The organism is Ferrimonas sp. (assembly GCF_048263965.1).
Taxonomy (GTDB): domain Bacteria; phylum Pseudomonadota; class Gammaproteobacteria; order Enterobacterales; family Shewanellaceae; genus Ferrimonas.
The window spans coordinates 1-12,383 of record NZ_JBLXDO010000018.1; the positions used below are offsets into that span (position 1 = coordinate 1).

9 protein-coding genes and 2 tRNA genes are annotated in these 12,383 nt (G+C 58.0%); 7 read left to right on the top strand and 4 right to left on the bottom strand.

Translation table 11 applies throughout. The features are described from left to right. Positions 1-128 precede the first annotated feature (128 nt). Positions 129-1,661: a glutamate synthase-related protein gene (locus ACN0RV_RS14650; RefSeq protein ID WP_417348662.1), complete on the bottom strand. Its 1,533-nt coding sequence runs from the start codon at positions 1,659-1,661 to the stop codon at positions 129-131. A gap of 68 nt (positions 1,662-1,729) precedes the next feature. After that, entirely contained in the window at positions 1,730-2,737 is a 1,008-nt protein-coding gene (locus ACN0RV_RS14655; RefSeq protein WP_417348664.1) for a diguanylate cyclase, read from the bottom strand. A 357-nt stretch (positions 2,738-3,094) separates the two neighbouring features. On the opposite strand from ACN0RV_RS14655, the gene ACN0RV_RS14660 reads away from it, so the two are divergent. The 7 genes from ACN0RV_RS14660 to ACN0RV_RS14690 all read left to right on the top strand — a co-directional run bounded on the left by ACN0RV_RS14660 (position 3,095) and on the right by ACN0RV_RS14690 (position 10,885). After that, positions 3,095-4,849, top strand: a complete 1,755-nt coding sequence (locus tag ACN0RV_RS14660) for a hypothetical protein (RefSeq protein ID WP_417348665.1) — start codon at positions 3,095-3,097, stop codon at positions 4,847-4,849. 15 nt (positions 4,850-4,864) lie between these two features. After that, positions 4,865-7,150 carry a WD40 repeat domain-containing protein gene (locus tag ACN0RV_RS14665; RefSeq protein WP_417348667.1) on the top strand — a complete coding sequence of 762 codons (2,286 nt, stop codon included), beginning with the start codon at positions 4,865-4,867 and terminating at the stop codon, positions 7,148-7,150. Next, complete coding sequence (locus tag ACN0RV_RS14670) at positions 7,150-8,016, top strand: toll/interleukin-1 receptor domain-containing protein (protein WP_417348669.1); 867 nt, start codon at positions 7,150-7,152, stop codon at positions 8,014-8,016. Before ACN0RV_RS14665 ends, ACN0RV_RS14670 begins: the two co-directional genes overlap by 1 nt. A 175-nt stretch (positions 8,017-8,191) precedes the next feature. Continuing rightward, positions 8,192-9,376, top strand: coding sequence for a PrnB family protein (locus tag ACN0RV_RS14675; protein WP_417348671.1), 1,185 nt, complete (start codon positions 8,192-8,194; stop codon positions 9,374-9,376). Next, complete coding sequence (locus ACN0RV_RS14680) at positions 9,373-10,488, top strand: aminotransferase class V-fold PLP-dependent enzyme (RefSeq protein WP_417348673.1); 1,116 nt, start codon at positions 9,373-9,375, stop codon at positions 10,486-10,488. The genes ACN0RV_RS14675 and ACN0RV_RS14680 overlap by 4 nt, the downstream gene beginning before the upstream one ends. 218 nt (positions 10,489-10,706) lie before the next feature. Beyond that, a tRNA-Gly gene (locus tag ACN0RV_RS14685) sits at positions 10,707-10,782 on the top strand. A 29-nt stretch (positions 10,783-10,811) separates the two neighbouring features. After that, positions 10,812-10,885 (top strand) — tRNA-Cys (locus ACN0RV_RS14690). 311 nt (positions 10,886-11,196) lie between these two features. On the opposite strand, the gene ACN0RV_RS14695 is transcribed toward ACN0RV_RS14690, so the two are convergent. Continuing rightward, on the bottom strand, positions 11,197-11,568 hold the full coding sequence (locus ACN0RV_RS14695; RefSeq protein WP_417348675.1) for a lysozyme inhibitor LprI family protein: 372 nt from the start codon (positions 11,566-11,568) through the stop codon (positions 11,197-11,199). 55 nt (positions 11,569-11,623) lie between these two features. Further along, the gene (gene ubiG, locus ACN0RV_RS14700) at positions 11,624-12,379 is read right to left on the bottom strand and encodes a bifunctional 2-polyprenyl-6-hydroxyphenol methylase/3-demethylubiquinol 3-O-methyltransferase UbiG (protein WP_417348677.1); all 756 of its coding nucleotides are present in this window, start codon (positions 12,377-12,379) and stop codon (positions 11,624-11,626) included. Between the last annotated feature and the right edge of the window lie 4 nt (positions 12,380-12,383).

Consider the following 12,383-nt stretch of genomic DNA (forward strand, 5'->3'; position numbering starts at 1 on the left):
GAGTGCGCTTACGCCTTGCTATTGTTGGCTTGCCCATAATAGGTCTCCAATGTGTAAACCTATTTCAGGACGGGACAGATAGGCATAAAAAAGCGCCAACTCTGCTGGCGCTTTTTTGTGAGCCTGAGTCAGCGTTTGCGGGCGGAGCCCACACCGGCGTATCTCACTCCGGCGAGTTGGGCTACCTCCTTCTTCCAGCTGCACAGATCTGCAGTCTCGAACTCGGCCAGGCTGTGGTGGCCGCAGGCCCGTGCCATCATCTGCATCAGCTGGGTAGAGGCGGTCAGGAACCGCGCCAGCCGCTGGGCACCGTCGTCTACATCCAGGCGCTCCCGCAACTTGGGATCCTGGGTGGCGATGCCGGCGGGACAGAGGTTGGTGTTGCACATTCTGGCGCCTATACACCCCACTGCCTGAATGGCAGAGTTTGCCAGGGCGACGGCGTCGGCCCCCAGGGCCAGGGCTTTGATGAAGTCTGGTGCAGTGCGCAGTCCGCCGGTGATGATCAGCGATACATCGCTGGCACCGCACTGATCCAGGTAGCGGCGGGCACGGGGCAGCGCCGCCAGGGTGGGTACCGAGATGTGGTCCCGGAACAGGGCGGGGGCAGCGCCGGTTCCACCACCTCGGCCATCAAGGATCACATAGTCGGCGCCCGCGGCCAGGGCAAACTCGATGTCCGCCTCGATGTGGTTGGCGGAGAGTTTAAAGCCGACGGGTATGCCACCGGTGATGTTGCGAATGCGCTCGGCGAAATCCGCAAACTGGCTGGCGGTGTGCAGCTTGTCGAAACTCGCCGGAGAGATGGCATCCTGGCCTGAAGTTAATCCCCGGACTTCGGCAATCTTGTCGGTGACCTTCACCGCTGGCAGGTGGCCGCCTATGCCGGTTTTCGCGGCCTGGCCCCCTTTAAAATGAAACGCCTGGGCCAATTTCACCTTCTCTTCGGTGTAGCCAAACTGGGCCGATGCCATCTCGTAAAGGTAGCGACTGTTGGCCGCTTGCTCTTCTGGCAGCATGCCCCCCTCACCGGAGCAGATGGCGGTTCCCACCAACTCGGCTCCCTTGGCCAGAGCAACTTTGGCCTCTTGAGACAGTGAGCCAAAACTCATGTCGCTGACCAGCAATGGGATGGCCAGCTGCAGGGGCTTTTCCGCCCTGGGACCAATTATGGTTTCGGTGGTGACCCGGACCTCCTCATCCAGGGGACGCTTGGCCAACTGAGCGGTGAGAATCTGCAGGTCATCCCATTGGGGCAGCTGGGTTCGAGGGACGCCCATGGCCACCATCTCGCCGTGGCTGCCCGACAGCCCGTCTCTGGCCAGCTTGTGAATCGCCTCCACATAGGGCTCTTCCGGCGTCGCTTTGGCTTCGGGGCCTTGCGGCTGGTTCAGGTGGAGGGGGCGGCCGACCTTGGTGGCATCGAGTTTGGCGTGGCTGCCGTCGCAGAAGGGCTTATTGCCAGACTGTTTGCACTGACACAGGAAGGCGTCCTGATCCATCTCGGCGGTGAAGGGAATGGGGGTCAGGCCGGTGCCACGGTGGGACCCATCGCAGAATGGCTGGTTCTTTGAGCGGCCACAGGCGCAGTAATAGTACTCTTTTCCTTTCTCCAGACTGACTTTTTTCGGTTTGATGTCGGCGACGATGGGTTTGGTCATCCGCGGCTCTCCTTGATGCAGGGTGAACCCTTAGAGAACTAGGACAGTATTGTGGGATTGGCAAGGGATCAGCTGGCCAGCATCACTCTGTTGCGTCCAAGGTTCTTGGCCTGGTACAGGTGTTTATCTGCCCGGTTAAGCAATTGCTGCAGGTCATCGGCCTGGGTCACCAGGACAACACCAATGCTGACAGATAGGTTGATGACTCGCCCCTGGTAAATGAAAGCATGATGGTCAAAACCCTGACGTAGGCGTTCAGCCTGTGCCAGTGCCTGCTCCTCGGCATCACTGGAAAGCAAAATACAGAACTCTTCACCACCGATGCGAAAAACCTCGCCACCCTCGGCATACACTTGACGCATCAGGGCACCACTTTGGCGCAGCATCTCATCGCCGGTGTCGTGACCGAAGCGATCGTTGATCCGCTTGAAGTAATCAAGATCGGCCACCAGCAGGGCAAAGGGTATTCCGGAGCATTCCAGACGCTGCCGATACTCGCGGTAGGATTGGCTCAGGGCATGGCGGTTGTAACACCCGGTCAGGGCATCGCGCATCGCCATGTCACAGAGCAGTTGAGCACTCTTCTCCCGGTTGGCTTCATACACATGGGCCAGTGCCCAGATGCACAGGTAGGCCAGTACCAGGTTAATCAGCAGCAAAGAGAGGGGCAGGGTGTTGCCAGGGTGCACCATCAGGGTGATAACCGCGGCAGACAAAGTTAATCCGGTGGCCAACACGCCTTGGCGTCTTCCCAGGATGACGTAATGCACCAGGGGGAAAAACAGGAACCAGGCGAAGATCGCTTCAGAGACCGGCTTGGCGAATACGGCGATCACCGCCAGAGCGACGGCACAAGAGACATAGGCAAAGCGCAACAGCCCAAGATCATGATGGGTGCGGCTGTATTGCAGCAGGGCTACCGAGCCGACAGAAAACACCAGCTCCAGGCCGGCGAGCATGTAATTGGCACTGATAAAGAGATTGGCCAGGGCAACAGCAAAGGTTGCCAATGCCAAAGCCAGGCACAGTCCTTGAAAGACGCGCAGTCGCAGTGTTTGTGTATGAGCCAGATCCATCTTAACTCCTGTTTTACTGCTCTTTCCTGAGCAGCACTAAGATATGCTCTAACAAACACTGACCAAATTCAATGCTGGCAGAGGATGGAACGGAGACATTCATTGTTGCTTTCTTCAGCGCTGGTCCGACCATAATTCGAAAAGTTGGGCCTTTGTCATACTGTTTAAAATAAATTGATTTGAATCAGTTGTTTGTATGTGGTTTTATGAACCACATTAGAAAAATTCCGATTAAGGTGCCCACCGCACCGGAGACGACCCTTGATACCCGCTGATCCCCACCTCTCTGCGCTTCCCTTTGTTATTGGTGTGTCCGGACACCGAAATCTTGCTCCAGAAAGAGAACAGGAAACCAAGATGCATATCCGAGGGGCTCTCAGCTATTGGTTGGAGCAACTGGATGAGGTGACCCCGCTGTGGGTGTTGACCGGGCTGGCAGCCGGGGCGGATACCTGGGTGGCGGAAGTGGCCCTGGAGATGAAGCAGCAGCCCGGCGGACAACGTATCCGGGTGAAGGGGTGCCTGCCCATGCCCCTGGCCCATTACCGGCAGGATTTCGACCAACTGGGATACGCCCCGGATGCGGTTGTCCGCCTGGACTCTCTGGTGGAGACACTCCAGCAGCAGGGAGAAGAGATGCTGGTGGTGCCAAGCCACCTGTCTGATGAGCAGCAGACCTTTGCTTACTCCGACAGCCATTACGGTGATGAGCGCAATACTCTCTATCTGAATCAAAGCCTGTTTGTCGCCAAGTACGCCAACGTGCTGCTGGCGCTGTGGGACGGGCAGCCTGCCAGAGGCTCAGGCGGTACCGCCGATGCGGTGGCGTATAAGTTGGGCCTGCCACCTGTGTGGCCTCTGGGTGAAGCTAACCCAGCGCTGGAGCCTGTGTCCCAATTCGATGGTCAGATGGGGGGGGTGGTGCATCAGTTGCCACTGACTCGAGTCGGGGGCGAGCCTGTTATCACGCCAGAGTTTTGCGCCTTAAAGGTGGAGGGCCTCACGGGCGAGGCGCCCGCCTTTGGACACCTCTGGATCAGTCAGCATGACAATGGCATGGGGGAGGGCTCATGTAGTGAATTTCTTTCCGCCGAGCTGTCACGTCTGTTGATGGACTTAAACCAATACAACGCTCTGCCGGTGCCCGAGGTGGCCAACCCCTATCCGGCTGCTGGGCTGGCGCAGACTCAACCGATTTTCCTGCGAGCCGATGGCATCGCCCTGGAGCGGCAGTCTCGATACCGTCGTACCGTTCAGCGCTTCTTTATCTCAGCCCTGCTGGTGCTCGCCCTTTATGAGATTGTGTCCAACTTCCTCGATGGCGATATGGGGGCCTGGATCTTTGCCGGGATGCTCGGAGGCCTGCTCTACTGCGCCGTGCTGGTTAAGCAGGCCGCGCGCAATGAACTTAAGTGGAAGTATCAGCTGGCCCGTGGCATCGCCGAAGGGATGCGCATTCGTGGCTTCCTGAACCTGTCCGCCGTGCCTCCCAAAGCGGCGCCGCTGATCCCCAGACGCTTCAGGCAGCATCTTCCTTTGCTCAACCATGCCATCGCCATCGCCGAACTGGACTGGTGGCGGGCGCCCACCGCCTTCGTTGCCGAAGCCACCCGGGCTTCGTGGATCCAGGACCAACGCAACTTCCTCAGTGCAAGGCTAAGTCAGGAGGGGGTGGGCAAACTCAAATGGAGCGAGCGATTCTACAAACGCCCCCTCTACGCCGCCGAAGTGTGTCAGAAGTGGGCCAAAAGCCTGTTTAACGGCAGCATCGTCTTTGCCCTGGCGCTGTTTATGGTGGTGGTGCTGCAGTATGTGCTGGGCAATCCGGTGTTTGCCGACAGTAAAGATTACCTGATGCTGGGGCTGCAATACGCCTTGATGGCCGCCGGTGCCATCGCCCTGTGGAGCGAACTGGCCGGTTATGAGACCACCGCCGAAGGCTACCGCAGCATGGACCAGCTTTATCAGCGGGCCGATGGCCTGCTCAGTGGTGAGATGAACCCCGCCAAAGAGGCGATGCTGACGGAGCTGGCCCGGGAGGCGATGTTTGAACACGTCACCTGGCACAACGCCGAAGCAGAAAACGACTTAAAACAGAAACAACAACCTTGAGATGGATGAAGATTGATGAGTAAGCAAAGCCGTTGCGAAACCCTGACCGACAACGAGCTGGAACAGGGCTTGCTGAAGGATACCAAACTGGACAGAAAGTACCGGGTAGAGTGGGGCCAGGGGCCTGACTACACCCTGATCTGTGACGATGAGGATACCCGTAAGCCCTATCAGCGCCACTCAGGGGACGTAATTGCCCTGATGCCCCTGCGTAAGATGGACCGGACCTTTGTTAGCGTCGGCCTGGACCACAACATCTGCGTATCCTCCTTCAACGGTCGTCAGCAGCACCTGCTCACCGGCCATGACGACCGCATCATTGGTTTGATTGAGCTGGACAAGGGTAAGCTGCTCAGTGTTGCCAAGGACAACACGGTTCGGGTCTGGGATCTGTTTGTAGGTCGTGAGCTGTCGGTCATGGAAGCGGAAGTGGCCGAACTCAGCTGCATCAAGCTGTTCTCCAACTCCGAAAAGCTGGCCATCACCGAGCCCAAGGATGTCACCATCTGGTCCTTTACCGGCGAGAAGGTGGCGGTGATGCAGGGACTGAAGTCTGCCATCAATGAGGTGTTCACCCTGGATGACGGCAGCTGGTTGATCAAGACCGAGAAGAATCCGCCCAGCATCTGGTCTGCCACCGGCAAGTTCCTCCATCAGTTCAGATTCGACTTCAGTTTCGAGGAAGACCTGGCCGAGCTGGATGGCAACCGCCTGCTGCTTCGTCGTGATACCAGCATCAGCCTCTGGTCTACCGAGGGCGAGTTGCTCAGCAGCCACGAAGCGGACGACGACCTGGTGGCGGCCTTCAATACCCTGAAAAAGGGCCAGCGTGACAGCCGCAATCATATGGCGGACCACCCTGAGATCATCGATTACCCTCACCTGAGAAACCCGCTGCACCTGCCACACTCCCGCTTTAATGCCCGCGAGGAGATCGAGTCGCAGGACCTCAAGCTGAGCGGCGAGCGCAAGATGTTCTGGGACTTCTTCAACCGCCCCCTGTTTGAGCCGGTTAAGACCGCCATGAAGGGCACCATCGCTTCGGCTCGTCGTCAGCTTCGCAAGTTGGATGAGAAGCAGCAGGCCACCGCCGAAGAGCGCGACCTGGCTGAGCGCAAGCGCAATGGCGCCGCTCGTTGGAGCTGGTTGTTCCTGATTCTAACCCTGGCACTGGCCGGCACCGGTTACCTGGCCTTTATCGGCAACACTCTGGTGATGGATCTGGCCCGTCAGGTGGTAACTGAGCAACTGGATGCCGCCAGGCTGGCGGGTAAACGCGATTTCTATCTGGTGGTGGCGGTCCTCTTCGGTGCCGCCGCTGGTGTGATGCTGCTGCTGGGTCTGATTCTGTTTGGCCGCAACCGCAAACACCGTGGTCGTCAGTTGCAGCTGGAGGAGAACCTGGCGGTTCAGGCGGTGATTGCCCCTGCCTATCACTCCATGATCAAGCGCATCAAAGCTTATCGCCGCAATCTGCTAAGCCAGATCCCGATCTTCTCCGACAACGAACTGTTTGCCGGTCGCAAGGTGGCTGAAGTGATCAATCACCAGATTGACAACACCCTGAAGCAGATGGCGATGGACGAGTGTGGCCTGGAGAAGAAGGAGATTATCTACACCGACCATGAAGCCATCGTTCTGGCGGACTGGGCGCTGATTCAGGATGACGATAAACGTCGTCAGGTGAAATCCAAGCTGAACTTGAGCAATGAGCTGAGTTTCTGGACCGGTGCCGACAAGCAGATACTGTTTGCGGTGCAGTACGTTCAGTACATCTTCCTCACCGAAGATAAGGTGGATGTGTTCACCACCTATTACGACTTCATCGCCGGCAAGTGCATCGGTAAAGAGGCCAACGCCTTCTACTACAAGGATGTCACCAACGTAGCTAAGAGGGATGTGGACCGCAGCAACGGCTACAACGCCGACAATGGCTCCATCTCCGCCACCGAGATCACCCTGTCCGTGGCCAGTGGCGAGCGCATCCGCCTGACCATCCTCAACGAGGACAGCGTCAGCTCCATGGCCAACGACGCCAAAGACAACGAGAGCACCTCCATCGAAGTGCGTATCGAGCAGCTGGAGCAGGATCGTCGTGAGATCCTGGAAGACACCGAAATGGATGAGGAGGAGCGGGAAGAGGAGCTGGCAATGATCGACGCTCACATGACCGATCTCCACAACCAGGACGTAGTTCAGGACACCACCGCATCGTCCACCAAGGCGGAGGAGACGGTGCGCAACATCCGTAAACAGCTGCATGACCACAAGCAGCACGGCCGTAGTGAGGTGAAGATCTAATGCGACTCTTCCTGAGCTACTCCAGCCGGGACTTTCCTCTGGCCTCTGCCATAGTGCAGGGGCTGGATGCCTTGGGTCATTCGGTCTGGTTTGCCCCCGAACAGATTGGCGCCAGCCGCTGCTTCGCCACCGAGATCAGCGCCGCCATGAAGGAGGCAGAGGTGCTGCTTCTGCTGGCCAGCCGTAACTCAATCGGCGATGCAGCCCATCCAGGCTCTGCCGAGGTGATGACCGAGATTAAGATGGCCCGGGAGAAGAAGATCCCGGTGGTGCCCCTTAAGGTGGATGCCAGTCTGGAGTGTGGCGGTGCCGAAGGGTTTGATTATCTGCTGAAGAACTTCCAGTGGCTGGACCTGGAGTCGATGTTGGCCATGGAGGATCACAACGCCATCGCCAAGCTTATCGACGCGGCCCTAATCACCGGCGCCAGCGCCGACACTCAGCTGTTTGATCACCAGCTCATGGAAGTGGAAAAGCTGCTGCGGGACAAGCACTGGCAGAAAGCCAAGGCGCTGCTTGAGGCTCTGGTGATGCCTGCGGATCTGCGCCAGCAGCAGGAGCTGCTGAAGCTGGTGGCTTTGCTGCAGTCCAGGCCCATTAAGAGCCTGTCCAAGCAGCAGGCGGATTGGTTAGTGGGCAGGTTGACTGCTCTGGCTCAGGGAGAGCATGCATCAGTGGCTCTGTATATGTTGGCGCTGATCTCCCAGGGCTTCTACCAGGCCAATGCCATTGCCGATGCCACGCCAGGAGTGGCTAACCTGAAGCAGCAGGCCCAGCCTTTGGGTCGGCTTAAAGCCAAGTACATCAAGATGACCGACGCCATACTGGCTGACAGCACCGCCTTTGCCACCAACTGGCGTTACTGATCGGCATGCAACATTACAGGGCTCCTTCGGGAGCCCTTTTTTATGGCTTTACACTGGAACGCATTGTGTACGCCAATCGAAACACCCCGGTTGTTGAAATTGTGTTGCTAAGGGGGCAGGGTTAACCAATAACAAGGAGCCTGCCAACGAGCGGGCAGAAAAGGAAGGAAGCGCCATGACCCACACAGAGTCGTTCGATCGCTGGATTCGCAGCGAGTTTATTCAATTGAATACCGAGCTAGAGCAGCTCTACTTTGCCCAACAGGACAGGGCCAATGTCCTGGGAGTGGGGGACGAGCTGAAACAGGCAATGGAGCGCCGCGGGCGCGAGCACATCAGTCGGTTGCTGGCCGAGGGCAATACCGACCAGGGGTTTGACGCCAATTTCGATCTCCTCGGCAATGTGGGGATGTACATGGCAGCCTGTCGCCGCCATGATCTGACCGAGCCTTCCAGAGAAACCAGCTCGCCCCTGAAAGAGGCGTCGGCGCTGGCGCTTCATATCGGAGCCTCGCTGGGCGTCACCCCCAGGTTTGCCACCAGTCACCTCACTACCCACTGTATGGCGAAAGAGGGCCAGCCCAAGCGCTTCACCTCTTTGGAAGATGAAGCCCTGTTCATCGACTTCAACACCCTGGCGGTGCTGGCCTACAAGCGGGCGGCCGATGCCCTGGTGCGTATTTTGCCTATGGGGATCACTCACCCTATCGCCCCCTATCTGCTGGAGGACGCCAGGGCGGCGTTGGTGGATGTGGCCAAGTGGAATCAGGTGCTGTTTGACCGCCTGGACGGAGATCGTTTCTTCCATAGTGTGCGCCCTTACTACAAGCCATTTCGAGTCGGTCAGCATGAGTATCGCGGCGCCAATGCCGGCGACTTTGCCGGCATCAACGTCATCGACATGCTGCTGGGCTTGTGTCAGGCCAACAATCCTTTCTACTCACAGCTGCTGGTGGACAAGTTCCTCTACATGATGCCTGAGGACCAGACCCTGCTGCGGGATGTGATGCGTCGCCGCAGCTTCCTGGATCAGTTGTTGGAGGTGCCACCGGCGCAGCAACAGAGCGACTGGTATCAACAGGTAGCGTCCAAGCTTATCGAGGTGCTCGATGCCCATGGCCATACGGCTCACCAGCATCATGACCAGCTTGTATCCCGCTTTATTGCCAAGCCCTCGGAAACCATGGCCAAACAGCACCTGGCTCAGGTGACTGCCAGTGGACCGCCACTGGAGGTGCTACTGCGCTCTCTGGCCAAGCTCAGGGATCTGCGCATGGCGGCGGACCGGGATGACATCCCCAGTCGTCACACAGAGGTGGCCCAGCTGAAAGCCAGTGTAAGCACAGGAGGGCAGAAGTGAGTCAGTTTCCCGTTGAGCCGGTAGAGGGGATCTATCTGCAGAGTCACTCTGTAGGTCGTCCCTGGCTGGGTGCCCAGCAAGCGGTGGCAGATCGATTTTTCCAACCCTGGAGTGAGCAGGGTGAACCCTGGGGCCAATGGCTGGAGGGAATTGGACGGTTTCAAACTGGCTTGGCCAAACTGATTGGGGGTAAGCCAGAGCAGTTCTGTCCCCAGGTCAATCTTTCCAGCGCCCTGACCAAGCTGCTGGGCGCCATCGAGCCAGATCCCAAGCGAGCCGTGTTGCTGATGTGCGAGGAGGACTTCCCCTCCATGGTGTTTGTGGCGCAGCAGGCGCAGGCCTGGGGCTGGCAGCTGAGGTTGATTCCCAAGGGCAGCGACGTCACCGAACTGCCCATGTGGCAGAGTCAGCTGACCCGAGAGGACGTGGGCCTGGTGTTCGTCACCCAGGTGCAGTCCAACACCGGCCAACAGGCACCGGTTGAGTCTATCTGCAGTTTTGCCAGAGACAGAGGCATTCGCTCCGTGGTCGACATTGCTCAGTCCATGGGCATTCTGCCGATGCAAATAGAAAGCTGGCAGGCAGACGCGGTGATCGGCTCCTGCGTGAAGTGGCTAGGGGGAGGGCCCGGTGCCGGCTTTATCTGGCTGTGTCCGGAGTTTATCCCTCAACTGGCCCCCAAGGATGTGGGTTGGTTTTCACACGCCAACCCCTTTGAATTCGACCCCCACCACTTCGAGTATCACGACGAGGCGGCGCGCTTCTGGGGGGGCACGCCATCGGTGATGCCTTACTTGCTGGCGGCTTATGCCCTGGAGCAGGCGGCAGAGGTGGGCATTGAGCGGATTCGAGCCCATAATCTGGCACTTGTGGATATGCTGGTCGTCTCCTGCCCTCAGTGGATTCGTTCACCCACAGAGGTTCATCGACGAGGCGGCACGGTGATCATTGATCCCGGAGCACGCCTGGCTGATGTGGAGGAGAGGCTGGTGAAGCTTAAGGTGCATTATGATCGCCGCGAGCTCGGCCTCAGGCTCTCCCCCCATCTGTGCAATACCCCAGAGCAGCTGCAGCAGGTTGCCGAGCTATTGAGCGCTTTGGCGGCCAAATGATCGGTCGGATTCCGGGTGATGCTCTCTTAGCCTGGAATCGCGCGGCAAATAGGCAAACGATCCCTTGGGGGGTTGCAGAGAAAACCTGTGCCGCTACAATGACTCTCGTCCTCTGGAGACAGAGACAGAAAGATTAAGCGGCACTAGCTCAGTGCAGGGTAAAGAGCAGCGCAACCTTGCTGTGATTAGCCTGACACTAAATAGATGCGAAGATTTAAGCGGCACTAGCTCAGCTGGTAGAGCGCAACCTTGCCAAGGTTGAGGTCACGAGTTCGAACCTCGTGTGCCGCTCCAAACTTTCCCTGACCGGGAATCAAAAATATGGCGCGTTGGCAGAGTGGCTATGCAGCGGATTGCAAATCCGTGGACCTCGGTTCGACTCCGGGACGCGCCTCCACTTTGACGAGAAAGCGGTAACCTTTGGGTTGCCGCTTTTTTCGTTTCGGGCGTTTAATGGCGAAGAGGATTGCAAATCCGTGGACCGTAATTCTGCCAACCCCCTCGACTCCGGGACGCGCCTCCACTTTTGACGAGAAAGCGGTAACCTTCGGGTTGCCGCTTTTTTCGTTTGGATTCAGAGTGGCAGGAGCAGCGGATTGCAAATCCGTGGACCGTAATTCTTCCAACTCTCGACTTAGCCTGTGTCGCCAAAGCAAAAAGAAACGGCCACCTTTGGTGACCGTTGTACTTATCGTCTGTGATGGAGCCTCAGTAGACATCTTCCAGTTCGAGGGCGCGCTCCAAAGTCTCTTTTACCTTGCAGTGCAGGGCGTCGGTGATCCCCCCGGTGCCACTGGCCCTGTGGGAGAGGAACTCGCACTTGGCGTCACGGTAATCGATCCATTGTCGGTGCAACCCCTCAAGCTCCTTTTGCCGCTCAGGAGTAAGTCGCTCCAGTGCCTGCTCCAGGGCGTAGAGTAACCTTTCCGTCTTCCTGTCCAGTTCCAGCTCCAAGCAGCTGTTCAGTTCAGTTTCGCTGCTGGCCTCTCGGGCACACAACTCATATTCGCCGCTGTAGCGCATCTCCTCTGCCAGGGTGGGCAGAGTCAGCAACGCCAGGCAAAGGCCTAGGGCACGCATGAGGGTCTCCTGATGACGTCTCGTACACCCAGACTATGCATTAGGCGCTTAATACTCAAGTATCTTGCTGTATTGAAGGATCTTTAATTGCTGACATCAGGTAGTTCACCTTGTCGCTGGAGCTAAGTCGCCAGCGGCGGGTTAGCGGGTTGTAGCTCATGCCACGGGGAGAGTCACACCGGAAACCCATGGGGGTGAGGGCGTCTGCCGCCTCTTCGGGCGTCACGAAGGCCTGCCAACTGTGAGTGCCCCTGGGCAAAGCCCGCAGAACGTACTCGGCCCCGATGATGCCGATCAGATAACTTTTCCAGGTGCGATTCAGTGTGGCCACCACCATCATTCCCCCGGGATTTACCAGATCGCCGCACTCTTGCAGCAGGCGCGTGGGGTTCGGTACGTGCTCCACCACTTCGGTATTGAGCACCAGATCAAAGCGGGCACCTTCCTCCACCAGTGTCTGGCTCAGGCAGTGACGGTAGCTCAGATGGGCAGACAGTTCCCAGCCATTTTGCCGGGCAACCCGAACATTGACCGCGCTGGCATCGATGCCCAGGACCTGATGCCCTGCGCGAGCCAGGGGCTCGGTAAGAATGCCGGCGCCGCAGCCGACGTCGAGAATAGATAAGGGGGTATTGCCGAAATGTCGTTGAATTTCATTGAGAATGTGGTGAAGTCGTACTCGGTTAAATTCGAGCACGGTGTGGAATGCGCCGTCTGGTTTGCGCCACTCTTCGGCGAGGGCGTCAAAGCGCCGAACCTCCTCGGGAGAGAGGTTGTCCGGCGTTCCAATGAGCTTGTCTTTGCTGAGCATGGCC

Excerpts from the sequence above, each read along its gene's own strand:
- ACN0RV_RS14650 (WP_417348662.1), bottom strand. The coding sequence starts at position 1,661 with ATGACCAAACCCATCGTCGCCGACATCAAACCGAAAAAAGTCAGTCTG.
- ACN0RV_RS14655 (WP_417348664.1), bottom strand. The coding sequence starts at position 2,737 with ATGGATCTGGCTCATACACAAACACTGCGACTGCGCGTCTTTCAAGGA.
- ACN0RV_RS14660 (WP_417348665.1), top strand. The coding sequence starts at position 3,095 with ATGCATATCCGAGGGGCTCTCAGCTATTGGTTGGAGCAACTGGATGAG.
- ACN0RV_RS14665 (WP_417348667.1), top strand. The coding sequence starts at position 4,865 with ATGAGTAAGCAAAGCCGTTGCGAAACCCTGACCGACAACGAGCTGGAA.
- ACN0RV_RS14670 (WP_417348669.1), top strand. The coding sequence starts at position 7,150 with ATGCGACTCTTCCTGAGCTACTCCAGCCGGGACTTTCCTCTGGCCTCT.
- ACN0RV_RS14675 (WP_417348671.1), top strand. The coding sequence starts at position 8,192 with ATGACCCACACAGAGTCGTTCGATCGCTGGATTCGCAGCGAGTTTATT.
- ACN0RV_RS14695 (WP_417348675.1), bottom strand. The coding sequence starts at position 11,568 with ATGCGTGCCCTAGGCCTTTGCCTGGCGTTGCTGACTCTGCCCACCCTG.
- ubiG (WP_417348677.1), bottom strand. The coding sequence starts at position 12,379 with ATGCTCAGCAAAGACAAGCTCATTGGAACGCCGGACAACCTCTCTCCC.